Genomic DNA, 23,766 nt, shown 5'->3' with positions numbered 1-23,766 from the left:
GTCGCGGCCTCCCGGCAGTCGCGGCCTCCCGGCAGTCGCGGACCGCGCGCTACGGCTTGGCCGCCGGCTTCTTCGCCGCGGGCTTCTTCGCCGGCGCCTTCCTGGCGGTGGTCTTCTTCGGCGCCGGCGCCCGCTCACGCCGCTCGGCCAGCAGCTCGGCCGCCCGCTCGATCGTGATGTCCTCGACCGTGTCGCCCTTGCGCAGCGACGCGTTCGTCTCGCCGTCGGTCACGTAGGGGCCGAACCGCCCCTCCTTCACCACGACGGGCTTCTTGGAGTTGGGGTCGTCGCCCAGCTCGCGCAGCGGCGCCGCGGCGGCGGCCCGCCGCCCGCGCGTCTTGGGCTGCGCGAACAGCTCCTTGGCCTGCTCGATCGTGACGGTCAGCAGGTCTTCTTCCGAGGCCAGCGACCGGGAGTCCGTCCCCTTCTTCAGGTACGGGCCGAACTTCCCGTTGTGCGCCACGACCTCCTCGCCCTCCAGCTCGCCCACGAGCCTGGGGATCGCCAGCAGCTTGAGCGCGTCCTCCAGCGTGATGGTGTCCAGCGACATCGTCTTGAACAGCGAGCTGGTGCGCGGCTTGGGCGCGTCGGCCTTCTTCGTCCGCTTCTTCGGCGCCTCGTCCTCCGGCGCCTCGGGCAGGATCTCCGTGACGTAAGGCCCGTACCGGCCGTCCTTGGCCACGATCATGTGGCCGGTCACCGGGTCCTGCCCCAGCTGCCGGTCGCCCGTCGGCCGCGAGAACAGCTCCTCGGCCTTCTCCGCCGTCAGCTCGTCGGGCGTCATGTCCTCGGGCACGTTGACCCGCGCGCCGTCCCTGTCGAGGTAGGGGCCGTAGCGACCGACCCGCAGCACGATGTCCGAGCCCTTGACCGGGAAGGAGCTGATCTCCTTGGCGTCGATCTCGCCGAGGTCGGTGACCATCTCCTTCAGACCCTCGTCGCCGTCGGCGCCGTAGTAGAAGCGCTGCAGCTCCGGCACCCGCTCCGCCCGGTCGTTGGCGATGTCGTCGAGCACCTTCTCCATCTCGGCCGTGAAGTCGTAGTCGACCAGGTTGCCGAAATGCTGCTCGAGCAGGTTGACCACGGCGAACGCCAGGAAGGACGGCACCAGCGCCGTGCCCTTCTTGAACACGTAGCCGCGGTCGAGGATGGTCCCGATGATCGAGGCGTACGTCGAGGGCCGCCCGATCTCCCGGTCCTCCAGCTCCTTGACCAGCGACGCCTCGGTGTAACGCGCGGGCGGCTTGGTCGAGTGACCGGCCACGTCGAGCCTGGTCACGCTGAGCGCGTCGCCTTCCGCCAGGTTCGGCAGCCGCTTCTCCGAGTCGTCGCGGTCGGTCGAGGGATCGTCGGCCCCCTCGACGTACGCCTTGAGGAACCCGTAGAACGTGATCGTCCGTCCGGAGGCGCTGAACTCGACGTCCTCGCCCGCCGACGACCTGCCGGCCACCTTGACCGTGACCGACTCGCCGACCGCGTCCTTCATCTGCGAGGAGACCGTCCGCTGCCAGATCAGCTCGTACAGGCGGAACATGTCGCCGGACAGCCCGGTCTCGCCCGGCGTGCGGAACTCCTCGCCCGACGGCCGGATCGCCTCGTGCGCCTCCTGCGCGCTCTTGACCTTGCTGCTGTAGACGCGCGGCTTGTCGGGCACGTACGCGGCGCCGTACAGCTTGATCGCCTGTGACCGCGCGGCCGCCACGGCGGTCTCCGACAGCGTGATGCTGTCGGTACGCATGTAGGTGATGAAGCCGTTCTCGTAGAGCCGCTGCGCGACCTGCATCGTGTATTTCGCGGAGAACCCCAGCTTCCGGCTGGCCTCCTGCTGCAATGTGGTCGTCCGGAACGGCGCATAGGGCTTGCGCGTGTACGGCTTCCGCTCCACGGACCTGACCGCGAACGACGAACCCCTGAGCCTGCCGGCCAGCTCGCCCGCGGCGGCCTCGGAAAGGTGGAGCACGTCGGCGTTCTTGAGCTGCCCCGTGCTGGCGAAGTCGCGGCCCTGCGCCACCCGCTTGCCGTTCACCCCGGTCAGCGTCGCCGTGAAGTCGCGCGGCCGCTCCTCGGCCTTGTTGGTGTCGAAGAGCGCCTGCAGGTCCCAGTAGTGGGCAGGCGTGAACGCCATGCGCTCGCGCTCCCGCTCCACCACCAGCCTCGTCGCCACCGACTGGACGCGACCGGCCGACAGCCGGGGCTTGACCTTCTTCCACAGGACCGGGCTGACCTCGTAGCCGTAGAGGCGGTCGAGGATGCGCCGCGTCTCCTGGGCGTCCACGAGGCGGAGGTTGAGGTCGCGCGGGTTGGCCACGGCGTCCTGGATGGCCTGCGGGGTGATCTCGTGGAACACCATGCGGTGCACGGGGACCTTGGGCTTGAGCACCTCGCGCAGGTGCCAGGCGATGGCCTCGCCCTCGCGGTCCTCGTCAGTGGCCAGATAGAGCTCGTCAGCGTCCTTCAGCAGCTGCCGCAGCTTGTTGACCTGCGACCGTTTGTCGGGGTTGACGACGTACAGCGGCTCGAACTCGTGCTCGACGTTGACCCCGAGCCGCGCCCACGGAGCGCCCTTGTACTTCTCGGGAATGTCGTCGGCCTTCTCCGGCAGGTCGCGGATGTGGCCGATGCTCGATTCGACGATGTAGCCGCGCCCGAGGTACCCGGCGATCGTCTTCGCCTTGGCCGGCGACTCGACGATGACCAGGCGTGTTCCGCCGGCGCTGCCGTTCTTGGCTGGCACGCTGCTTCCTACCTCGCTGTTCGCTTGCAAATCCCCCTGCCGGGAGCCGGCACAGACTGAAAGGTAACCCGACTCGCGGAAATTTCCTTCCCCCGCGGGCTACCCACTACCTTCCGGGTCCACCCACAAGCACGCAGAATAAGGCCCATCGAGCGGCATGGCGCCCTGACTCACCCTGGAGACTAATCGTTGTGCTCGACTACTCCTACATGGATATCTTCATTCCACGCGATCTCACTCGTGAAGCAGCACGTCAGCTGCTGACCGAACACGCAGAGTACGGCAAGTGGGAGCTCGCCCGCGTACGCGTGCATCCCGACGGGAGCCGTCACGTACGGCTACGTCGCAAGGTCATGCGGGTACGCAGCACGCTCTGAACATGGGTATGGCTTTGCCCGTCCCAGGCCGCGCCCCCGGAACGGGCAAAGCGTCTATCGCCGGCTACTCACAGGCTGTGAGCAGTTGCCGCACCTTGTATTGGTACTGTCTGATTCCCTTACTTGCGGCCGAACCGGAACCGGCGGGCGGTCCCGAACAGCGCGGTCGAAGCGGCGAACATCGAGCCGAGCATGAGGGCCAGCAGGGAGCTCGAGTTCATCCCCGTGAGGCCGGCGGGCTGCTCGGCGCTCATCAGGCTGCCGACCGGAAGGCCGCGGGCGGCCGAGGTGACCGCGCCGCCGGCCGGGGTGGAGGCCACCAGGTCGGTCGCCGGGCGGAGCACGGACACGGCGCCGGCCGGGGCGGCGGGGCGCCGGGCGCCGTCAGCCGGGCCGGCGACGCGGGTCTTCTTCGCCTGGGCCGGGGCCTGCGCCTGGGCGGGCAGACCGGGCAGCTCGGGCAGCTGCGGCAGGCCGAACGTGCCGGCGACGTCCTCGACCAGCGGGAGCGAGGCCACGCCCAGCTGCTGCGGGACCCCGCCCTTCTGGGTGACCCCGGCGACGTCCTGCATGCCGCTCATGGCCGGGACGGCGGGGAGCATGGGCAGCACCCCGCGCTTGGCCTCCTTGGTCGCGGCGACGCCGGCGAAGTGGCCGTACCCGTGCCCCGGCTTGCCGACGTTGGCCCCGCCGAGGCACCCGGCCGCGGCGTCGCCCAGCACGGCGACCGCGTTGCCGCAGACGTTGACGGGAACGGCGATGGGCGCGATGACCTGGTTGCCGGCGAGCACGCCGCCGCGACCTGAGGTGTGGTTTCCGCCACCACCGGTGTTGCCGACCTTGGCACCGCCCTTGCAGTGGGCCTCGGACCTGCCGAGCACCGCGGCCGCGTTGCCGCAGATGTTGATCGGCGCGGTGATCGGCGCGACCACCTGGTTGCCGCTCAGCACGCCGCCCCGGCCGGACGTGTAGTTGCCGCCCGCGCCCTTGCCGCCGTTCGTCACGCGGGCGCCGCCCTTGCAGCCGGCGAACGCGTGGCCGAGCACGGCCACCGCGTTGCCGCAGACGTTGATCGGCGCGGTGATCGGCGCGACCACCTGGTTGCCGCTCAGCACGCCGCCCCGGCCCGAGGTGACGTTGCCGCCCGCACCGGAGCCGCCGCCGCTGTTGGCGACCTTGGCGCCGCCCTTGCATCCGGCGGAGCCGTTTCCGACGGCGTTGCCGCAGGCCGTCACCGGCGCGGTGATCGGGGCGATGACCTGGTTGCCGCTGCCGACCGCGTAGCGCCCGTCGGTGTCGTTGCCGGTCGAGCCCGAGACCTTGTGGTAGCCGTGCGAGCCGCCGCCGTTGGTCACGCTCGAGCCGCCCCTGCAGCCCGCGAACGCCCGGCCGACCACCGCCACGGCGTTGCCGCAGATGTTCACCGGCGCGGAGATGGGGGCGATGACCTGGTTGCCGCCGAGCACGCTCCCCCTGCCCGAGGTGCGGTTGCCACCGGCGCCCACGCCGGTGTTGTGAACGCTGGCCCCGCCCTTGCAGCCGGCCACGGCGCCGCCGAAGATCGCCACCGCATTGCCGCAGACGTTGATGGGGGCGGAGATCGGCGCGGTGATCTGGTTGCCGCCGAGCACGCTGCCGTCACCCGAGGTGCGGTTGCCGCCGGCGCCGCCCTTGCCCTGGTTACGGACCGTGGCGCCGCCCTTGCAGCCCGCGTCGGACCTGCCGATCAGCGAGATGGCGTTGCCGCAGGCGTTGATGGGGGCGCTGATGGGCGCGTTCACCTGGTTGCCGCCGAGCACGCTGCCGTCGCCCGAGGTCCGGTTGGAGTTGTTGCCACCCTGGTTGACGACCGTCGCGCCGCCCTGCGAGGAGGCGTGGGACGAGCCGACCACGCCGACGGAGTTGCCGCTGATGTCGATGGGGATGGAGATCGGCAGGTTGACCTGGTTGCCGCCGCCGACGGACCCGTCGCCCGAGGTGTCGGCCAGCGCGGTGCCGCTGCCGAAGGACATGACGGCCACCGCGAGGAGGGCCGCAGGAGTAGATGCCTTTGCCCACGTACGCATGATGAATGCTCCTAGTGGTCTTCTTGGGGGGATACCTGAACACGGTTCGCGGGCAGCCGAGGACGTACGCGCTTTCGCGCACAGCGGAGACCTCGGATCAACGTCACGAACCAGCTGAACTGACGTGTTTCACCCGCCGGCGAAGGGGTGTCAGACCACGCTTCGCCGCATTACTTCGTGATTCGTGGCCGGCTGTGAAGAAGACCGGCACCAGAGGGGCGGGGATCAGTCAGGAGAGAAGGAGGGGTCGTCCGCCGCTGTGCGGACAACGGGGGGCAGCACACGCGCCAGGAGGGCGCGCCGAGCCTGCAGCCGCGGGTCGAACACGGACCTCGCGACGTCCCCTGCAGCGGCCCCGAACAGGCCGCCGGCACCGCCGTTGGGCACCAAACCATTGGTGTCCAGGATCTTTCCGGCGGTGGATGGTGCTGGCAGACCAGGATCCCGCTGGCTGTTGAGCCCGTCGACCGTACGCCCGGCCATGGCCTCGGCGTTGTCCGACTCCGAGACACGGGCCGGGCCGGTGAGGGATTGGAGCGCCGCGGCGTCACTCACCGCTGTCTTGGCCGCCGCCATCATCGCTGGGGCGGTCGCCGCAGTTTCGGCAGTCGCCTTGGCTTCGGCAGTCGCCGTAGTTTCGGCAGCGGCCTTGGCTTCGGCAGTGGCCGTGGTCGCGGCGGTCGCCGTGACTTCGGCGGCGGCCGGGTCGGCGGTGAGCATGCCGAACACGACAGCGAGCAGCCATCCGGCGGCCACCAGGGAGCCGACCGTGACCGCCCGCACGACGAGCCGACGGGCACCGGCCGCGAACCGCGCCATCCGGTCAACCCGATCGGTGGTCGCGCCCTGTGCCGGGTAGGTCACGGGCAGGCGATGCGCACCGAGGGCCATCGCCCTCAGCCGCCGCACCACCGCTCGTGCCACGTTACCTCCCGAAATTCCAGAACCGGCCTCACATCATGAGGCCGGTCCGTGGACTCACCCCTCAACGGTCCGTAACCGTAGCAGCACTCAAGGTTGTCGCAAGGGCTTTTCACCTGAGAGCCAGAAATTCACCAACTCCCCTGCGGGCAAACCGCCCCCAACTGCCGCAACACCCTCTGCCGTACGCCAGCCGCACCCCACCGAAGCCCCATCCGGAGCCCTCACCGCCCCTGTTCCTGACCCACTTCGAGGGCCCTGGGGATTCTTGGTATGACGCACCCTTCAGAGTTTGCTAACCTTACTGAGCCGACGCGGGATGACGGTCCCGCGTGCAGGCACCAAGTCCGGGTGGCGGAATAGGCAGACGCGCTAGCTTGAGGTGCTAGTGCCCAGTGATGGGCATGGGGGTTCAAGTCCCCCCTCGGACACAAACCGGTCGCCTATGGGGTCCTGGTCACGAGTAGACGTGACCAGGACTTTCTGTTTTGACGAGTGGTAGATCAGCCGCAGTCCGATGTCCGCGTAGATCTTGGCCTTCCGGAGCGGGTCGGCGTTCGCGAGGACTCGCACCATGTCACCAAGCCTATGCGTGATCTCTGCCAGCTGATCTCGTCCCAGCCGTTTCTGAGGCAGTACGTGCGCGCGGTGGAGACGTTGCTCGGCCGCGGTCTTGCGATCGAGCTCTTCTTGAATCCACCCGGCGACCAGCGCCGGGTCGGCGCCCGCCTCAAGGGCGGCCCGATGCTGGGCAAGCTTTCGATCACACTCGGCGATCTGGCGGCGCGCCACTGCGAGCGCTTGAGCCTCCGGCCGGGCCAGGTCCTGTGCGGCCGTCAGAACGTCGAAGGTCCGGTCGAGGTTGTGGGGAGCGAACAGCCGGCCGAGCCAGCGGTCCAGTCGCGGGACGACACGGTCCTCTCGTAGATAAACATTGCGGGGATGCATGACGTGATTCGCCAGGGCGTACTCCTCGGGGAAGCGGCAACAGTAGTAGGCCGCGTCGTTCACCCACTGGCCCTGGGTCGTGAGCCGATGGGCTGGGGATTCCATTGCGGGTCAGTCTCTCGGCGATGGCGAACAGACCGTAGCCGTCCAGGAATGCGGCGAAGATCTCTTCCACGACAGCCGATGGCGCTGGACGGCCGGCCATCTGGCCGTGGCGTTGGGCGGCAGTACGCTGATTCTCGCTGCAGGCGGGCTGGCGGCCGGACTGGCGCACGGTTTCCGGGTCGGCGAGCCGACCCGTCAGGCTGCACGCCTGCTGGGTGCGGCACTGGTCCAGGTGCCCGCCACGTGGACGCTGGCAGGGATCGCGATGCTGCTGTTCGGGCTGCTGCCCCGGCAGACCGCGCTCGCATGGGCCGCGCTGGTGGCCTTCGCCCTGCTCGGCCAACTTGGCGAGCTGCTCCAACTGGATGAATGGGTCAGGGATCTGTCGCCCTTCGTGCACGTCCCACCGTCCTTGGGCCGGCCGCTGGACGTGAGCCCGCTGCTGTGGCTGGGCGCGGTCACCGCGGCGCTCTCGCTGGTCGGGATCGCCGCCTTCCAGCGGCGTGACCTGCGGGGAGAGTGACCGTGCCGCTCCTGATCGTCCTCAGCGTGCTGGGGCTGGCCGTGCTGGCCTTCGCCGCGGATCAGCTGGTGCTCGGCTCCGGCCGGTTGGCAGAACGCCTCGGGCTGGAGCCCGTCGTCGTGGGCGTGGTCGTGATCGGGTTCGGCACCAGCGCACCCGAGCTGGTCGTGGCCGGCACGGCCGGGCTCCAAGGGCAGGCCGAGCTTGCGGCGAGCAGCCTGGTCGGCTCGAACATCATCAACCTGACGTTGATCCTAGGCGTCGGTGGCCTGACCGCCACCCTGGCTGTCCGCTCCTCGGTGTTACGGCGGGAGGCGCCGCTGTCGGTGGCGGACGTCACGATCTTCGCGATCACCCTGTTGTACGGGCTCAGCCTGGCGGCGGGCGTCGTCCTGGCCGTGGCCTTGATCGGGGCGGTAGTGGTGCTGCTGCGTTCGCCCGCGCCACTCCCCGTGACGTGGTCGCCGCGGAGACCACGGACTACCTGGACACCTCCGTACGGCCGCGCCTGGCAGTTGAAGTGCCACGCACGCTCGCCGCTCTGGTCGGGACGTTGCTGGGCGCGCACCTGCTCGTGACCAACGCCTCCGAACTCGCCATGCGGGCGGGAGTGTCACCGACCCTGGTGGGGTTCACCCTCGTCGCGCTCGGGACCTCACTGCCCGAACTGGTCACCTCCATTCAAGCCCAGCGCCGCGGTGATAGCGACCTGCTCGTCGGCAACCTGCTCGGCAGCAACCTGGTCAACAGCCTCGCCGGTGGCGCGATCATCGCGTTCACCACCACCGAACCACCCACCATGGCGCCTGCCGTCATCGCCGCGATGGCAGGAGTCAGCGGGATCACCTGGGCTCTGCTGGCCCGCGGCAAACGGCTCAGCCGCAGGGAGTCAGTCCTTCTGCTGGTCCTCTATGTCGCGCTTCTGCCGTTGATCGCATGAACGGCGCCCGACCAGGGCTACTTCGCATGAACCCCCGGAGGCCGAGGAACATGGAGGGCACGGTGACGATGACCACTCTCGAGAGAGCCACTGCGGTTGCACGCCTGCCGGCGGGTCCGATGGAGTATCGACTGGAGCCTCGTGGCAAGGCTGCGGTCATCGTGTTCCACGGCGGGCACATGCGGGCCGGTCTCACGTTGGGCGAAGAGGTCTTCAGCGCTGCGGGTTACACGGTGCTGGTGCCCTCTCGCCCCGGCTACGGCAGAACTCCGCTGCAGACCGGCACTTCACCTGGCGGCTTCGCCGATGCGACCAGTGAACTGTGCCGCCACCTGGGGATAGACCAGGTCGCTGCCGTGGTGGGGATATCGGCCGGGGGCCGCACCGCGGTCACGATGGCTGCACGCCACCCCGAACTCGCGCAACGGTTGATCTTGGAGAGTGCCCTTGGGTTCCTGCCCTGGCCCGGCCGCCGCCTGCGCCTGGGCGCCCCCCTCGCCTTTTCCGCCCTCGTCGAGAAAGCGACCTGGGCGGCGGTGCGCGCGCTGCTGCGCCGAAGCCCGGCCGCTGGGTTGCGGACCATGCTGGGCGGCTTGTCCACCGAACCGATCGACAAGGTTCTGGCCGCGCTCAGCGACGAGGACCGGGCAACCCTGATCGCCTTGTTCTCCACCATGCGCTCCGGCCGGGGCTTCCTCAACGATCTCCACAGCACCCCTGACATGACCTCCCAGGTCACGCAGCCGACCCTGATCATCGCAAGCCGCAAAGACGGAGCCGTCCCCTTCGTTCATGCTCAATCGCTGGCGGCGGGTATTCCCCACGCCGAACAGATCCTCAGCGACTCCGACAGTCACTTCATCTGGTTCGTCCACGACTATCCGTTGATCGCCAACCAGATCAGAGTCTTCCTCTCTGCTGACCCATCCCAGCGGGGATAGCCGCCACAGCGATCTCATCACCGTGGTGACACTCAGCTGATCGACCGTTCTCCACGTCGTTCAGGCGGTGCCGATCTCGCGGTGGAGGGAGTCGAGCTGGGTGTGGAGAACGGCATGGAGCCATGTCACTTCACCGAACCGAGCCTTCCTGACCTGTGATCGGTGAGCGCCGCCGCTTGTGTCGAGCCAGAGGCGGCGCCGACGATCCCTGCGCGCGTGGTGCGCAAGCCGTCACACCGGGGTCACTGACGGCTCGTACGTCCCAGGGACGCCGCCGATTCCTCCTGACTGTTGGCGTGGGCGCGGCGCAGGTACACACCCACCGCGAACAGCCAACAGAATCCGGCCAGCAGGGAGAGATGTTCGAGGAGGCCCGCGGGGGCGGACCGCCAGATGCCCAGGGTGTCCAGACGGTAGGCGATGCCTGCGGCGAAGGCGAAGACGATGATGAGGATCCCGGACAGCCGGGAGTAGACGGCCCAGTGACGGCTCGCCTCTCCCATGCGTCTGGCCAGCACGAACGCGGCCGCGCTGAGTCCTGCGAACAGCAGGAAGCCGGCCACCTGGTGAACGACGCCGCTGGCGGTGACGATGTGCGGCTGCCCGGGCGGGTAGCCCAGCGCGGGATCGGTGGGCACCAGCCCGGCGACGCCCATTCCCGCTGCGGCCGTTGCGAGCAGGATCGGTCCCCAGGTCGCGCCGCGCCCACCGCGTAGAGCGCGGCGCACTCCGGCGGCGATGCCGCTGCCGAGCAGCGCCGAAAGAACGCGATTCATCGGGAAAGCCCTCTTCTTTCTCCGCGACGGCGAACGTCGCGGGCCGACCAGACTTCCCGGCTCTCCACCAGCACGCCCTTGGGACATGTCCTTGCTTGATACAGTGATTTTAGCTCATACTGAAATAACTGCAAGAGGGGAGGAGCCGGTGTGACCGAACAGGAACCGTTGCTGGAATGGGTGGAACGTGTCGCCATGTATCTGGCGCGCGATGGGGTGCCGCCGATCGCCGGGCGAGTGCTGGGCTGGTTGATGGTGTGCGATCCACCCGAGCAGTCGGCCGGGCAGATCAGCGCGGCCATCAGCGCCAGCCGCGCCTCACTCACCTCGAACCTGCGGCTGCTGACGAGCATGGGGTTCCTCACCTGGCGGACCCGGCCGGGCGAGCGGACCGTCTACTACCGGATGGCCGAGGACGCGTGGGCGGTGGTGGTGCGCCGGCAGATCGACTCCATCACCTCGTTCCTGGACATCACCCGCGACGGCGTGGAACTGGTCGGCCTCGACGACGAGCGCGCCTCACGCATCCGCCAGGCGCACGCCACCTTCGAATGGATGGCCAAGGTCTTCGACAACGCGCCACCCCTGCACCTTGGCCCCGCTGACGACCTCGATGACGATGAGGAGACATCGTGACCAGACAGGCGATCGTGGTCGGCGCCGGCATCGGCGGACTGGCCACCGCCCTGGCCCTGCACCGGATCGGCTGGCAGGCCACGGTGCTGGAGCGGGCGGCCGAGCTGGGCGAGATCGGGGCGGGCATGTCCCAGGCGCCCAACGCCCTGCGCGCGCTCGCCGAACTCGGCGTCGGCGAGCGGGCCCGCGCGGCTGGCGTGCCCACCGACGCCTCCGCCAACCTGCGCACGCCGGACGGCCGCTACCTGCAGCGCGCCCGGCCAGGCGACCCGCGCCCGCTGTTCGCGTTCCACCGCGCCGACCTGCACGGGGTGCTGCTGGAAGCACTGCCCGCAGGCTGGGTGCGCACGAATGCGGAGGTCACCGCGGTGCGACAGGACGCGACGTCGGGGACGGTCATCTGCGACGGCACGGAGTTGAACGCGGACCTGGTCGTGGCCGCCGACGGCATCGGCAGCACCATGCGCCGCCAGCTGTGGCCGCAGGCGCCGGCGCCGCGCTTCCTCGGCCGCACCGCCTGGTTGGGCGTCGCCGAGATGCCGGGCCTGCCCGGCAGCGTCACCCTCGGGCCGGGCGGCTACGTCCTCATCCACCCGCTCTCCCGCGGCCGCGCGTACTGGGCTTATGTCACCACTGCGCGGGCGCCCGGCATCCGCTATGACGATGAGAAGGCCGAGGTGGCCCGCCGCATCGGCAGCTGGCACGACCCTATCCCTGCGCTGGTCGAGGCCACCCCCGCCGGCGCCGTCATCCACATCGACATCCACCATGTGGACCCGCTGCCCACGTACGTGCGTGGCCGTGTGGTGCTGCTGGGCGATGCCGCGCACGCGATGAGCCCCGATCGCGGCCAGGGCGCGGGTCAGTCGATCGAGGACGCGGTCGTGCTCGCCGCCGCGCTCGCCGGCGAGCCCACGATCGAGGACGCGCTGCGCCGCTACGACGCCGAACGCCGCCCGCGGACCCAAGCCACCGCCCGAGGCGCCGGCAAGGACGGGCAGCGGCTCACCTCTCAAGTCGCCCACCGGGCGATCGTGACCATGCTGCGCATGGTGCCAGCTGCCCTGTGGCGCAAGGGCATCGCCGCCGACGGCAACGCCACCTGGCGCTGGCAACCGCCCCGCCTGCCGGCCACAGGCACTTGAGACGCTAGGGATTCTCGTAAAGGTCGGGGATCCCGTCGGCGTCGGAGTCAGCGGTCTCAGCCTCGTGGATGCGCCGGTAGAGGCGGGCGCGCAACCGCAGGATCATCGCGGCCAGCAGCGCTGCGGCCAGTGAGCCGGTCAGGACGGCGACCTTGACCTGTTCGGCACCGGCCGTGCCGAACGCCAACTCCCCGATCAGGAGCGACACCGTGAAGCCGATGCCGGCCAGGATCGCCAGCCCCACCATGTCGATCCAGGCCAGTCCCTCATCCAGGGTGGCGCGCGTGAACCGGGACACCAGCCAGGTCGCGGCCAGGATGCCGAGCGGTTTGCCGACCAGCAGCCCGGCCACGATGCCCAGGGCGACCGGCTCGCCGATCGTCTCGAACAGGCCGCCCAGCCCGCCGAGGGTGACCCCGGCGGAGAAGAAGGCGAAGGCGGGCACGGCCACGCCCGCGGAGATCGGCCGGAACCGGTGCTCGAAGTGCTCGGCCAGCCCGGCTCCGCCCGTCGCCCCGTCCGCCCGCGTCCCGGGGTGGACGGGGACGGTCATCGCGAGCAGAACTCCGGCCACGGTGGCGTGCACACCCGAAGCGTGCACCAACGTCCAGCAGGCGAACGCCAGCGGCAACAACACCCACCAGGCGCGTGTTCCCCGCCGGACCAGCACGGCGAAGACCGCCAGCGGCACTAGGGCGCCCAGCAGCGGGAGCACCGCCAGGTGCGAGGTGTAGAAGACGGCGATGACGACGATGGCGATCAGGTCGTCGACCACCGCCAGGGTCAGCAGAAACGTTCGCAGCGCGTCCGGCAGGAAGCGGCCGATCACGGCCAGCACCGCCAGGGCGAAGGCGATGTCGGTGGCCGTGGGGATCGCCCACCCCCTGGCCCCCGCTGCACCGGCCACGGTCAGGTACACCAGCGCCGGCATGATGACGCCGCCGAGCGCCGCGGCCACCGGCACCGCCGCCCGGCGCAGGTCACGCAGATCGCCGGCGACGAACTCTCGTTTCAGCTCCAGACCCGCGACGAAGAAGAAGACGGCCAGCAGCCCGTCCGCGGCCCAGGTGGCCAAGTCGAGGTTGAGGTGCAGCGCGGCGGGCCCGACCTGGATCGTGCGCAGGTCCTGGTAGGTCTGTGCCCAGGGGGAGTTGGCCCAGATCAGCGCGGCGAGGGCGGCGGCCAGCAGCAGCGCCCCGCCGATGGTCTCCTTGCGCAGGATGTCGGCGATACGGCGCGCTTCTGGCCACGTGCTCCTGTCCAGCAGGCGCGCGGTACGTGGAAAGGTGGGGCCGGGCATGGAACTCCGCTCGTCGCAAAGGTCGGGTCGCTCTCTGCCGACCAGACTTCCCGGCACACCTATCAATACAGTATCAAGGCACGCAAAGAGCCATATAACGGGACCTGGCTCCGCTGGCTCGCCCGGCCGCGGAGAACCAAGGCGGATTGAGCGACCGCAGGATCACCCGCTCCACCAGTTCCGGATGGCGGGCCGCCATGGTGACGGTGGTACGTCCGCCGGCGGAGATCCCGACCACCGCGGAACCATGGCGAGCGATTGGTCATGTGCGCCTCCGGGCAGGTCGTCATCGGAAATATCGACGATGTCAGGGGCGGGAGCCGACATAGTCGGCGATGCGAGCCACGGCGGTCGCGACGCCGTCTTCGGCGGCAACGCGTTCGGCCAGCATGTGGGCGGCCGGGGCCAGCTCTGCCGCGTTCTCGATGGCGGCGGCCAGACCTTCGGCGGTGAAGCGGCCTGCGACGGCAGCCGGAGCGACACCGAGGTCGTGCAGGCGGGCGGCCCAGAACGGCTGGTCGCCGAGGAACGGGCGGACCACCTGCGGTACGCCCGCCCGCAGGGCCGCCGCGACTGTCCCGACACCGCCATGGTGCACGGCCACCGCGACACGCGGCAGCAGCCAGTCGTGCGGGGCCTCCTCGATGACCAGCACGTCGCCGGCTCCCGCGCCGGGCCGTAGTGCGCCCCAGCCGGTGGCCAGCACGGCCCGCCGACCGAGGAGCCGGACGGCTTCCACCACAGTGGCGGCCAGGGCCTCCGGGTCCCCGCCGACCGAGCTGCCGAAGCCGACGTACACCGGCGGGTCCCCCTCTTCCAGGAACCGGGCCAGCGGCTCAGGCGGCCTCCATGCCTCATCGGCGGGCAACGTCCAGAACCCGGTCGGGTGGGCGGCGGCGGGCCAGTCGGCGGGGGCAGGCAGCAGGTGCGGGCTCCACGCGTGCAGGACCGCGCCTTCCCTGATCAGATCGGCCATCGGTCGGAAGGCGCCTTTCAACCCCAGGGCCTCGTCGCGCCATGCACGCACCGTGCTCCGGTACGGGGCCTCGACCGCTGACGTGACGCGCCAGCTGACCTGGTTCAGCACGCGCGGCAGCCGTAGCGGCAGGATGGGAGAGGGAAAGGCGGTCGTCGGCAGGTAGAGCGGCAGCAACAGGCCGGCGATGGCGGGGACGCCCAGCTTCTCGGCAACATAGGGCCCGCCCAGGGACTTGGGGTGATAGACGACCACATCGGGCCGGCAGGCGGCCAGTGCGGCCTGGTCGTCGAGGAGACGGCGCATCATCGGCTTGACGGAACGGGCGGCGGTGATGGCCGCGCGCACACCCTGGCCCTTGACGGAGTGCTGCAGATCGAGCATCTCGTCGTTGAGCGATGCGAACTCCACACCGTGCTCGGCGGCCAGTGATGCCAGGCGCCGCGGCGCGGCCAGGAGCGGGGTGTGCCCGGCCGCGAGCAGCCCGCGGGCCAGGGCGATGTAGGGCTGGACGTCGCCGCGGCTGCCCGCAGTGATCAGTAACGGTCTCATCGCTTGTCCCTCAGCTCGTCCCACTCCCCCAGCAGGGCGGGGAAGCGACCCATCATGAACGCGTACATGTCCCGCATCAGCTCCAGACGTCACCGGCGCACGGGGTCGTCGCCACCGCCTTCAGCCCCTGTTCGGCCAGCGCTCGAAAGCTCTCGAACTCGGCCATCTTGGCCGCGGAAGGCACGGGCGAAGACGTCCTCGGCCAGCCGGTAGCGGTCGCGCCTTTACGTTTCGGTCACCGGCCTGCTCATCTGCCGCGAGGCCGGACATGCACGTGCGCCTCATCACGAGCTTTCCCTGGATCCGCGCAACCGCCGGGCCACGCCGCTGTACCAGGCCGGTACCTCCCGCTCGTCGTCGAACCAGCGGGCCACCACGATGTCGGTGGAGGAGTGCAACAGAATCGAGGCCACGATGGTGACGGCGACGATCTGGAACACCTGCTGCGCGGCGGCGATGCCGGAGGCAAGCACGAGGAGCCCGTACACGACGGAGGCGAACCCCTTCGGCCCGAACCAGGCCACCGCGGCCTGCTCGCGCACCGACAGCCCGGAGCGCAGGAACGACAGCCAGATGGCGATCGGGCGGGCCAGCACCAGGGCGCCGATTGCGAACACCCAGCCCTGCCAGCCGACCGAGCCCAGCAGCGCCGGCGTGATGAGCGCGCCGAACACCAGCAGCGCGGCCAGCTTGAACACCTCGGCGATGAGCTCGCCGAAGTGCTCGAACGACTCCCGCTGCCGCGGCCCGAAGGTGGCCACGGTGATCCCGGCCGAGAATGCGGCCAGGAACAGGTTGCCGTGCGTGGCCTTGCCGACGGCGAGCACGAGCAGGCCGATGGCCAGGGCGTTGAGCGGCTCGTACTGGGTGGAGGCGGAGAACCAGCGGGTCTGCTCCAGCTTGATCGCCGCCCACGGGATGGCGACCCCGATGACGACGCCCAGGCCGAGCTCCACCCCCAGCTCGCCGAGGTGCAGGTCGGCCGAGCCGGAGGCGACGGCGAGGAAGAGGATGACGAACGGCAGCGCCAGCCCGTCGTTGACGCCGGACTCGACGTTGAGCAGCTGGCGCAGCCGGGGCGGCACCTTCTCGTTGCCGACCAGGGCAGCGGCGAAGACCGGGTCGGTGGGCGCCAAGATCGCGCCGATCAGTAGCGACTCGATCCAGCCCAGCCCAAGCAGGTAGTGCGCGCCGACGGCGGTGACGAGAAGGGTGAGCGGCAGTCCCCAGCCGAGCGCCCGGCCCGGCAGCCGCCAGGCGCTGCGCAGCTCCGCCCAGCCGACGCGCATGCCGTCGGTGAACAGCACGGTGAACAGCGCCAGCTCGGCCAGCGTGGCCACCAGGTCGTCGCCGGGCCGCAGCGAGACCACGCCGAGCACGCCGTCGCCCAGCAGGAACCCGGCCACCAGGAACAGCGCGGCCGTGGACAGGATGGTGCGGTGGGCCAGGCTGGACAGCAGGACGGCCAGCAGGAGCACGCAGGCGAACGCCGTCAGCAGCGTGCCCATCAGGGGCACCGCGTGTGGGACATCATGGACGCCTTCCGGTCGGATCCGCTTGCACGATCTTGCCGACCAGACTTCCCGGCGCACCGCGCCAACCATAACAGTGCCGGTGTCAAGGCAACAGACGCATTCTTGACGGGCGCCGCGCCGCCAAACCCCCACACAACGCCGCAAGCAAGCGTCCCCGCCTATGCGATCTTGACGGCGCTTGATAGGTTCCATACAGGTGCGCCGGGAAGTCTGGTCGGCAGGTCCTAACCCGTTGACGTGCGAAGGATGTGCCAGTGCGCGCCCGTGACCTGCTTGCCGACTTCCCCACAGTCGGTCTCGGCTCCCCCGTGATCGATGCGGCCCGGCTGCTGGCCGATCAGGATCTGCCCGGTCTGATCGTCGTCGGCGACGACGGCCTGCCGGTCACCATCCTGCCCGGCACCCAGGTGCTGCGGCTGGCCGTGCCCGGTTACTGCCTGGATGATCCAGCGCTGGCGCGGGTGGTGGACGAGGCGCACGCGGATGCCTTCGTGCGGGCGCTGGACGGCCGCACCGTGCGCGAGGCGCTGCCGGAACGTGCGCGGGAATTGCCGGTCACCGATCCGGACGCGACCGTGCTCGAGGTGGCCGCGCTGATGGCTCGCACCCGCAGCCCGCTGGTCGCCGTCGTGGGCGGCGGGCGATTGCTGGGCGCGGTGACGCTGCAGGCGCTGCTGGATCGGGTACTCGCGACGTGAGCGTGCTGTCCTGGGTGAGCGTGGCGGTGTTCCTGGCCGCGTACGCGCTGATCGCGACCGAGAAGGTGCACCGAGTGGCGGCCGCGCTCGGCGGCGCGGGCATCATGCTGGCCATCCACGCCACCGGCGCCGAGGCGGCGTTCTTCTCCGAGCACTCCGGTATCGACTGGAATGTCATCTTCCTGCTGCTCGGCATGATGATCATCGTCGGCGTGCTCAAAGAGACCGGCGTCTTCGAGTACCTGGCGATCTGGGCGGCCAAACGCGCCCGGGGCCGGCCGTTCCGGCTGATGGTGCTGCTGGTGCTGATCACCGCAGGGGCGTCGGCGCTGCTGGACAACGTCACCACGGTGCTGCTGATCGCGCCGGTGACGTTCCTGGTGTGCGAGCGGCTCGCGGTCAACCCGGTGCCGTTCCTGATCGCCGAGGCGATGGCGTCCAACATCGGCGGCGCCGCCACGCTGGTCGGCGACCCGCCGAACATCATCATCGCCAGCCGCGGCGGCTTGAGCTTCAACGACTTCCTCATCCATATGGCTCCGATGGTCGTCGTGCTGATGGTGGCGTTCATCGCCTTGTGCTGGCTGATGTTCGGCCGGACGTTCCGCTACGACCCGGAGCGTGCGGCCGAGGTCATGGCGCTGAACGAGCGGGAGGCGATCGCCGACCGCAGGCTGCTGTGGCAGTCGCTGGCCGTACTCGCGCTGGTGCTGGCCGCGTTCGTGCTTCATCCGGTGCTGCACTACGCGCCGTCGGTGGTCGCGTTGCTGGGCGCGGGTGTGCTGGTGGCGGCGACCAAGGTGACCACCGAGCAGGCCATCGCCGAGGTGGAATGGCCCACTCTGGTGTTCTTCGCCGGGCTGTTCGTCATGGTCGGCGCCCTGGTGGAAACGGGCGTGATCAAGGAGCTGTCCCAGGCCGCCGTGGCTGCCACCGACGGGCAGCTCACGGTGACCACGATGGGGGTGCTGGGCATCTCGGCCGTGTTGTCGGCCGTCGTCGACAACATCCCCTACGTCGCCACGATGAGCCCGATCGTCGAACAGCTCGTGCACGCGGGCGGCAACGGATCGGCGCAGGTGCTGTGGTGGGCGCTGGCCTTCGGCGCCGACCTCGGCGGCAACGCCACCGCCGTCGGCGCCGCGGCCAACGTGGTGGTGCTCGGGATCGCCGCTCGCAACGGCGCCCCGATCAGCTTCTGGCAGTTCACCAAGTACGGCCTCATCGTCACGGTCGTCACGGTCGTGTTGGTCGCCCCGTACCTATGGCTGCGCTACCTTCTGTGACCAGGCTGGCACCGGACCCCTACTCCACCTCCCGCAGCCAGGCAGAAAAGGTGACCAGCGTGGATCGCGATACCGCCGTCCGGGCGGCCGTCTTCGCCGCCTTCGTCATCGTCTGGTTGGCCGCCGGTGGATCGGATGCGCTGCTGTGGCCGACGGCCATCGTGGTCGCCGCCGGTCTGGTTTTGCATGCATGGGTCAAACGACGCGCGCGTCACGGCGACAAGGACGGCGCCTTCTAGCCGATCACCGGCGGAGCCGTGCACTCGGTCGCTCAGTAGCCCCTCTGGACAAGACGGGGTGATCAACAGCATGATTTATTTTACGATACCGTCTCGTAAATAAAAGGGAGGTGGAGCGATGGACACTGATGTCCTGGTGGTCGGCGCTGGGCCGGTGGGCCTGACAATGGCATGTGCGCTGTTGCAGCACGGCGTCTCGGTCCTCGTGATCGACAAGGTCGCCGGGCCGGCCACCACGTCGCGGGCGAACTTCGTGCACGCTCGGGGCTCGGAGGTGCTGGACCGCCTGAACGCCCTGGGCGACCTGCCGAAGGAGTCGGTGCGAGCCATGACGATCACCACCTACGCCGGCGACCGCCCCATGATGAAGATCCGGTTCGGCGACCCAGGCCTCGGCACCGCCGCGCCCCCGATGGTGATCTCCCAAGCTCGCGTCGAGGCGCGGCTACGCGAGCGGCTCGCTGAGCTGGGCGGCCATCCAGGATGGGGTTCCGCGCTGGTCGGGGCGGAACAAGACGCGTCCGGCGTCACCGCGATGCTCGGCGACGGCCGTACTGTGCGGGCGGGGTGGCTGGTGGGCTGCGACGGCACCGGCAGCACGGTGCGCAAACTGGCCGGCATCGGCTTTCCCGGCGTCAAGGTCAGCGAGCGTTTCCTGCTGGTGGATGGACGCCTCGACGGCGATCCACCGCTGGATCGGTCGGGGACGAGCGGCTGGGTGCATCGCGACGGCGTGCTGGGCGCGATGCCCATGCCGGGCGATCAATGGCGGCTGCTCGCCTACGACGCCACGTTCCGCGACGACAGGCCCAGCGAGAAACAGATCGCCGACCGCATGCGGCGCATCCTGCCCGAACGTACCGGCCTGCCGGACATCCGGCTGCTCGACGCCACATGGGCGTCACTGTTCAATGTGCACCGTCGTCTGGCCGACACCTACCGACAAGGGCGCATCCTGCTGGCCGGGGACGCCGCGCACGTACACGCCCCCTTCGGCGGTCAAGGCATGCTCACCGGACTCGGCGACGCCGAGAACCTCGCCTGGAAGCTGGCCCTCGTGGTCCAAGGCCGGGCCGGCGAGCGACTGCTGAACACCTACGAGGCCGAACGCCGCCCGCTCGCCACGCAGGTTCTGCGCGGCAGCACCGCCGCCACCAAAGTCAACATCGCCGCCGGGCCACTCGGCCGCTTCCTGCGTGACCAGGTGCTCGTGCCGGTGTTCAACATCCCCTGGCTCCAGCGCTGGGCCACGTACACCACCTCCCAACTGTGGGTCAGCTACCGCGGCGGCCCACTCGGCGGCCGCGGACGCAAGCCCCGGCCCGGGGACCGGATCCCCGATCTCGCCTGCGAGCGCCCGGACGGCACTCGCACCCGACTGCACGCAGAGCTCCGCGGCCGCTGGGCGGTCCTCGGCGGTGCGGACGCCTTCGAGGCAGCCCGCCGCCGGCTCGGCGATCACGTGGTACTCCTGCAGCCGGCGGAGAAGGCGCTGCCTACTATGCTCGTACGCCCGGACGCCCACCTGGCCTGCAAGGGCGGTCCGGCCGAGCTCGCCCGCTGGCTGGACGGAGCACTTGAGTGACCACTGCCCGAGGACGCGGACGTCCCCGCGATCCCGAGACCGACGCCGCGATCCTGCGCGCGGCGCTGGAACTGTTCCTCGAACGCGGTGTGGAGGGCACCAGCATGGAGCAGATCGCCAAACGGGCCGGCGTCGGTAAGCTCACCGTCTACCGACGCTGGAGCACCAAGGAAGATCTGATCGCCCAGGCCATCGAGGAGTCGGTCGCCGCCGAGCTAACTCCCTCCCCCGCCCAGGTCGAGGCCCTGTCCCCACAGGAAATCATCGAACGCGCCCTTCCCGCGGCGGCGGAGATGGTCGCCAGTCCGGCTTTCCGCGCCCTGGTTGCCCGCGTCATGGGCTCGGCTGTCAGCCATCCGAAGCTGATGGCCGTCTACTGGAAGCACTACATCCTGCCCCGCCGCCAGTTGGCCGCCGCCATGCTGCGGCGCGCGCAGAAGGACGGCACGGTGGCGGCGGACGCCGACTTGGACGTCCTGATCGACATGATGGCCGCAGCCGTCACCTATCGCGTGCTGCAGCCGGACCCGCCCGACGCCGCCGGGATGCTGGACTATCTCAAGGCCGTCTACCGCCAGGTGGGGCTGTACCAACCCGCTCAAGGACCTTGACCGCGGTGGTGACGCCGTCCCCCTGCGCAGACGCGCTCGCCGAGGGACTGCGCGCCTGGCGAGTGCCTGGCCGGTGAGGGCCAAGCGGATGGCGGCGGCCAAGCCTTCCATTGTCGGAGGGCGCTGCAGTGCGGGTGCGACGCCAGCCGGACCCAGCCGTTTTCGCCAGGCCGGATCGCGCAGCACGATCCGGATCAGGTGCGGGTTGAGGTAGGCGATGGCCGCGGCGATCGGAGGTACGCACGCGAAGCGGCTAAGCCTCTCGCACCATGGCCACGAGCCCGCCTGTATCTGCGAGGCTAGGCAGGATGCGGACAGCTCCGGCGTCGCGCAGGTCATCAACTGAGCTTCGCCCTGATGCCACCGCGATCATCGGCACTCCGCTTTCAAGGGCCGCCTCGACGTCGGCCGGCGTGTCTCCGATGAGCACTGCGTCGCTGGCCGTCACCGGCTCCCCGAACATGGATGCGACCCGCCCTAATGCGATGCGCACCAGTTCGGCACGCACATCATCGTCCTCGCCGAAAGCCCCGATGTCCCAGCGGATATGCCGGTCAAGGCCGAAGACTTGGAGCTTGATCTCCGCGACCATTCGGACATTGCCCGTCAGAACGGTCTGCACGACGCCGGGAATCGCGCTCAGTGCCTCCAGGGCCGCGGCGGCACCAGTTAGCGCGTGGCCACGTTCCCGCAACTCGGAAGCCCGCGCCAGGTGCGCCTTGGTGAGCGCTGAAGCAAACCGCTCGAAGTCATGCCGGTCGGTCTGGAGGCCATGGAGCTTCGCGGTCTCCCGGAAGATCACGGATTCGGTGATGCCGTCGATCTTCGCCTGCTTGAGCATGGGCACGCCGGTCACCTGCTCGAATGCCTGTGCTGACAGCTCGCGACCGACACCTCTTGTGTCGATGAGCGTATGGTCGATGTCCCACAGCACGATCCGGCGAGCCGTCATAGGTTCCCTCCAGCAGCCACCCGTCGCGCTCCAGGCTGTCACACACTCGTGTGGATCTGCCCTTGCGAGTCTTGTCGCGGTCTACTCTCAATGCATCGGTAGGAAGGGGGCCGGATGAGCGCATCTTCGCTTCCCGTCGGCGAACGTATCCGCTACTGGCGGAAAAGAGGCAGCGCAAACAAGCCGCGGTCGCCGGACTATGCGGCATCACCGAGGAGTACCTGAGCCAAATCGAGCGCGGCCTGAAGATCCCCTCTCTACCAGTGCTGCAGGCTCTCGCGACCGAGCTGGGAGTCCCGATTTCGGCTCTGCTGAGTGAGAAACGAAACGAGCTCCTGGCCGAGAACGCCCACGTTGCCGACAGCGTCGTCACCGCCCTCATGGGGTACGGCCCGAGAGATACCTCCCAGCCCGTGGCCCTGGCGGAGCTGCGTGAGCGCGTGGAATTGGCGTGGCGGATCTGGCAAACCAGTCCAAAACGGTTCACCGAGGCCGCGTCCGTTCTGCCCGCTCTCATTGTCGACACCGAGGACGCCATACGAGCTCACCGCCTGGGCTCTGACAGCGGGACGCGGCGGGACGTTCTAAGAACGGCCGCGGACCTCTATTTCATGCTTCGCTCGTATTGCCGTCGTGCTGGGCGCGTCGACCTCTCGCTCATGGTTGCGGACCGAGCGTTGCGCGCAGCCGAAGACGCTGATGATCCGATTCGGCTGGCCGCGGCGCAATGGAACCTAGGGCATGTCCTTCTCGCCGATGGCGAGTACGAGGGAGCCGAGCAGATCGCACTCCGAGGCATCGAAGGCCTGCGCGCCCTGCCAGAGAATGCGGACGTGGTCGCGATGGCGGGCGAGCTGGAACTGGTGGCGGTCGTGGCCGACGCTCGTCGCAAGCAGTGGTGGCAAGCACGTGAACGTCTCTCCGACAACGCCGCACCGCGTGCCCAGCGGATCGGAGAGGGCAACACGATGTGGACAGTCTTTGGACCTACCAACGTCGAACTTCACGCGGTAAGCATCGAGATGGAAGCCGGCGAGGCTGCAGAAGCCCTACGCGTCGCGGATCAGATCGACACCGTCCACCTACCGTCTATGGAACGGCGCTTCACCTTCCTTCTGGAAGTTGCCCGCTGCTACGACTTGCGCCGGGAAGACCCGGCCGTGCTGGTGCATCTGCTTGATCTGGAACAGATTGCACCCGAGGACTTGGCCAGAAACCCGCTCGCCCAAGACATGGTCACACGTCTCCGCCGTCGCGTACGTCCCACCTATCGGCGGCAGGTTGATGCGCTGGCTGAACGGCTCAGCCTTGTTTGACTCCTAGCTGCTGGTTACCCGAACTGACAGTTCGGGTGGCGACCTGTTGGCATCCCTACCGTCGCTGGAAACGTCACTCGACGGACAGCGGTGGTGATCATGCAAGGGATGGCAGACAGAGCCCAAGCCGCCGCTGGCGCGCCCGGCCTCGGCCGCCGTGAACTGTCCCTCCTGCTGATTAGCGCTCTACAGCGCGCGGCGGACATGGACGAGTTCGAGTGCGGCGACGTCTTCGCTCGGGTGGCCCGGCTACGCCCACACCTGTGGGCGCCGACGCCGCACGCGTCAACCACCTTGCCGACAGCGTGCGCGCCCTGCTGTCCATACCTGTCCAAGCCGGAAGCGGGCCATTCGCTCCCGGCGAGGGCGCGGCGTTCGCCGCGCCCTGGCTGACCGCTTGGCAGGCCGCTGGGCGTGAGTTCGGCCACGCCGCCGCCGAAGGTCGCCTCGACCGCGGGCTGCGCGCCCTCCTGACCCACATTCTGATCTTCCACTGGAACCGGCTCGGCCTAGGGCCTGTTCTGAGTTCGGATCTCTATGTGGGCTGCAGGCTTCGGATCCACAAGATGGCACCACGTAGGTGGAGCCCAGCGAGATAGCTTTC

23 protein-coding genes and 1 tRNA gene are annotated in these 23,766 nt (G+C 69.3%); 14 read left to right on the top strand and 10 right to left on the bottom strand.

Annotated elements, in window-relative coordinates:
* Positions 1-49 precede the first annotated feature (49 nt).
* Positions 50-2,734 carry a type I DNA topoisomerase gene (gene topA, locus AB0H84_RS36795; protein WP_357615001.1) on the bottom strand — a complete coding sequence of 895 codons (2,685 nt, stop codon included), beginning with the start codon at positions 2,732-2,734 and terminating at the stop codon, positions 50-52.
* A 191-nt stretch (positions 2,735-2,925) separates the two neighbouring features.
* Here topA and AB0H84_RS36790 point away from each other — a divergent pair, with 191 nt between their 5' ends.
* The gene (locus tag AB0H84_RS36790) at positions 2,926-3,111 is read left to right on the top strand and encodes a DUF5703 family protein (protein WP_345000499.1); all 186 of its coding nucleotides are present in this window, start codon (positions 2,926-2,928) and stop codon (positions 3,109-3,111) included.
* 119 nt (positions 3,112-3,230) lie between these two features.
* Here the strand turns inward: AB0H84_RS36790 and AB0H84_RS36785 are convergent, their stop codons facing one another.
* On the bottom strand, positions 3,231-5,177 hold the full coding sequence (locus tag AB0H84_RS36785; RefSeq protein WP_357614998.1) for a chaplin family protein: 1,947 nt from the start codon (positions 5,175-5,177) through the stop codon (positions 3,231-3,233).
* A 225-nt stretch (positions 5,178-5,402) separates the two neighbouring features.
* A complete protein-coding gene (locus tag AB0H84_RS36780; protein ID WP_357614995.1) occupies positions 5,403-6,101 on the bottom strand; it encodes a hypothetical protein in 699 nt (232 codons plus the stop codon).
* 342 nt (positions 6,102-6,443) lie between these two features.
* On the opposite strand from AB0H84_RS36780, the gene AB0H84_RS36775 reads away from it, so the two are divergent.
* Positions 6,444-6,529 (top strand) — tRNA-Leu (locus AB0H84_RS36775).
* Between the two features lie 332 nt (positions 6,530-6,861).
* Here AB0H84_RS36775 and AB0H84_RS36770 read toward each other — a convergent pair.
* Positions 6,862-7,221, bottom strand: coding sequence for a hypothetical protein (locus AB0H84_RS36770; protein ID WP_357614992.1), 360 nt, complete (start codon positions 7,219-7,221; stop codon positions 6,862-6,864).
* Between AB0H84_RS36770 and AB0H84_RS36765 the strand changes: the two genes are divergently transcribed.
* From AB0H84_RS36765 to AB0H84_RS36750, 4 genes are all read left to right on the top strand, one after another.
* Positions 7,126-7,674, top strand: coding sequence for a hypothetical protein (locus tag AB0H84_RS36765; RefSeq protein WP_357615428.1), 549 nt, complete (start codon positions 7,126-7,128; stop codon positions 7,672-7,674). The two genes, AB0H84_RS36770 and AB0H84_RS36765, sit on opposite strands and share 96 nt — an antisense overlap.
* A 2-nt stretch (positions 7,675-7,676) precedes the next feature.
* Positions 7,677-8,252 (top strand): hypothetical protein, encoded by a 576-nt coding sequence (locus AB0H84_RS36760; RefSeq protein ID WP_357614989.1) that lies wholly within the window; start codon positions 7,677-7,679, stop codon positions 8,250-8,252.
* Positions 8,195-8,614 (top strand): hypothetical protein, encoded by a 420-nt coding sequence (locus AB0H84_RS36755; protein WP_357614986.1) that lies wholly within the window; start codon positions 8,195-8,197, stop codon positions 8,612-8,614. The genes AB0H84_RS36760 and AB0H84_RS36755 overlap by 58 nt, the downstream gene beginning before the upstream one ends.
* A gap of 68 nt (positions 8,615-8,682) precedes the next feature.
* Positions 8,683-9,555 carry an alpha/beta hydrolase gene (locus AB0H84_RS36750; protein WP_357615408.1) on the top strand — a complete coding sequence of 291 codons (873 nt, stop codon included), beginning with the start codon at positions 8,683-8,685 and terminating at the stop codon, positions 9,553-9,555.
* Positions 9,556-9,797: 242 nt separating this feature from the next.
* Here AB0H84_RS36750 and AB0H84_RS36745 read toward each other — a convergent pair whose 3' ends face one another.
* A complete protein-coding gene (locus AB0H84_RS36745) occupies positions 9,798-10,331 on the bottom strand; it encodes a DUF998 domain-containing protein (protein WP_357614983.1) in 534 nt (177 codons plus the stop codon).
* A gap of 150 nt (positions 10,332-10,481) precedes the next feature.
* On the opposite strand from AB0H84_RS36745, the gene AB0H84_RS36740 reads away from it, so the two are divergent.
* Positions 10,482-10,967 (top strand): transcriptional regulator, encoded by a 486-nt coding sequence (locus AB0H84_RS36740; protein ID WP_357614982.1) that lies wholly within the window; start codon positions 10,482-10,484, stop codon positions 10,965-10,967.
* A complete protein-coding gene (locus AB0H84_RS36735) occupies positions 10,964-12,112 on the top strand; it encodes an FAD-dependent monooxygenase (RefSeq protein ID WP_357614979.1) in 1,149 nt (382 codons plus the stop codon). The genes AB0H84_RS36740 and AB0H84_RS36735 overlap by 4 nt, the downstream gene beginning before the upstream one ends.
* A gap of 4 nt (positions 12,113-12,116) precedes the next feature.
* Here the strand turns inward: AB0H84_RS36735 and nhaA are convergent, their stop codons facing one another.
* The 4 genes from nhaA to AB0H84_RS36715 all read right to left on the bottom strand — a co-directional run bounded on the left by nhaA (position 12,117) and on the right by AB0H84_RS36715 (position 16,448).
* Entirely contained in the window at positions 12,117-13,412 is a 1,296-nt protein-coding gene (gene nhaA, locus AB0H84_RS36730) for a Na+/H+ antiporter NhaA (RefSeq protein WP_357614976.1), read from the bottom strand.
* A gap of 73 nt (positions 13,413-13,485) precedes the next feature.
* Entirely contained in the window at positions 13,486-13,671 is a 186-nt protein-coding gene (locus AB0H84_RS36725) for an alpha/beta hydrolase-fold protein (protein WP_357615405.1), read from the bottom strand.
* Positions 13,672-13,719: 48 nt separating this feature from the next.
* Positions 13,720-14,940 carry a glycosyltransferase gene (locus tag AB0H84_RS36720; RefSeq protein WP_357614973.1) on the bottom strand — a complete coding sequence of 407 codons (1,221 nt, stop codon included), beginning with the start codon at positions 14,938-14,940 and terminating at the stop codon, positions 13,720-13,722.
* A 284-nt stretch (positions 14,941-15,224) separates the two neighbouring features.
* Positions 15,225-16,448 carry a cation:proton antiporter gene (locus AB0H84_RS36715; RefSeq protein ID WP_357614970.1) on the bottom strand — a complete coding sequence of 408 codons (1,224 nt, stop codon included), beginning with the start codon at positions 16,446-16,448 and terminating at the stop codon, positions 15,225-15,227.
* 281 nt (positions 16,449-16,729) lie between these two features.
* Here AB0H84_RS36715 and AB0H84_RS36710 point away from each other — a divergent pair, with 281 nt between their 5' ends.
* The 5 genes from AB0H84_RS36710 to AB0H84_RS36690 all read left to right on the top strand — a co-directional run bounded on the left by AB0H84_RS36710 (position 16,730) and on the right by AB0H84_RS36690 (position 20,894).
* The gene (locus AB0H84_RS36710; protein ID WP_357614967.1) at positions 16,730-17,173 is read left to right on the top strand and encodes a CBS domain-containing protein; all 444 of its coding nucleotides are present in this window, start codon (positions 16,730-16,732) and stop codon (positions 17,171-17,173) included.
* Positions 17,170-18,459, top strand: coding sequence for an ArsB/NhaD family transporter (locus AB0H84_RS36705; protein ID WP_357614965.1), 1,290 nt, complete (start codon positions 17,170-17,172; stop codon positions 18,457-18,459). Before AB0H84_RS36710 ends, AB0H84_RS36705 begins: the two co-directional genes overlap by 4 nt.
* A 59-nt stretch (positions 18,460-18,518) precedes the next feature.
* Entirely contained in the window at positions 18,519-18,698 is a 180-nt protein-coding gene (locus tag AB0H84_RS36700) for a hypothetical protein (RefSeq protein WP_357614962.1), read from the top strand.
* Between the two features lie 118 nt (positions 18,699-18,816).
* Complete coding sequence (locus AB0H84_RS36695; protein WP_357614960.1) at positions 18,817-20,283, top strand: FAD-dependent oxidoreductase; 1,467 nt, start codon at positions 18,817-18,819, stop codon at positions 20,281-20,283.
* Positions 20,280-20,894, top strand: a complete 615-nt coding sequence (locus AB0H84_RS36690) for a TetR/AcrR family transcriptional regulator (RefSeq protein WP_357614957.1) — start codon at positions 20,280-20,282, stop codon at positions 20,892-20,894. Before AB0H84_RS36695 ends, AB0H84_RS36690 begins: the two co-directional genes overlap by 4 nt.
* A 253-nt stretch (positions 20,895-21,147) precedes the next feature.
* Here the strand turns inward: AB0H84_RS36690 and AB0H84_RS36685 are convergent, their stop codons facing one another.
* The gene (locus AB0H84_RS36685) at positions 21,148-21,846 is read right to left on the bottom strand and encodes a haloacid dehalogenase-like hydrolase (RefSeq protein ID WP_357614954.1); all 699 of its coding nucleotides are present in this window, start codon (positions 21,844-21,846) and stop codon (positions 21,148-21,150) included.
* Positions 21,847-21,896: 50 nt separating this feature from the next.
* Here AB0H84_RS36685 and AB0H84_RS36680 point away from each other — a divergent pair, with 50 nt between their 5' ends.
* Entirely contained in the window at positions 21,897-23,162 is a 1,266-nt protein-coding gene (locus AB0H84_RS36680) for a helix-turn-helix transcriptional regulator (protein ID WP_357614951.1), read from the top strand.
* Positions 23,163-23,766 lie beyond the last annotated feature (604 nt).

The organism is Nonomuraea sp. NPDC050786 (assembly GCF_040654115.1).
Classification (GTDB): Bacteria; Actinomycetota; Actinomycetes; order Streptosporangiales; family Streptosporangiaceae; genus Nonomuraea.
Note: the sequence above shows the minus strand (reverse complement) of the source record. Positions and strands in the feature narration are given on the sequence as shown.

Excerpts from the sequence above, each read along its gene's own strand:
- nhaA (WP_357614976.1), bottom strand. The coding sequence starts at position 13,412 with ATGCCCGGCCCCACCTTTCCACGTACCGCGCGCCTGCTGGACAGGAGC.
- AB0H84_RS36720 (WP_357614973.1), bottom strand. The coding sequence starts at position 14,940 with ATGAGACCGTTACTGATCACTGCGGGCAGCCGCGGCGACGTCCAGCCC.
- AB0H84_RS36750 (WP_357615408.1), top strand. The coding sequence starts at position 8,683 with ATGACCACTCTCGAGAGAGCCACTGCGGTTGCACGCCTGCCGGCGGGT.
- AB0H84_RS36715 (WP_357614970.1), bottom strand. The coding sequence starts at position 16,448 with ATGGGCACGCTGCTGACGGCGTTCGCCTGCGTGCTCCTGCTGGCCGTC.
- AB0H84_RS36785 (WP_357614998.1), bottom strand. The coding sequence starts at position 5,177 with ATGCGTACGTGGGCAAAGGCATCTACTCCTGCGGCCCTCCTCGCGGTG.
- AB0H84_RS36695 (WP_357614960.1), top strand. The coding sequence starts at position 18,817 with ATGGACACTGATGTCCTGGTGGTCGGCGCTGGGCCGGTGGGCCTGACA.
- AB0H84_RS36685 (WP_357614954.1), bottom strand. The coding sequence starts at position 21,846 with ATGACGGCTCGCCGGATCGTGCTGTGGGACATCGACCATACGCTCATC.
- AB0H84_RS36745 (WP_357614983.1), bottom strand. The coding sequence starts at position 10,331 with ATGAATCGCGTTCTTTCGGCGCTGCTCGGCAGCGGCATCGCCGCCGGA.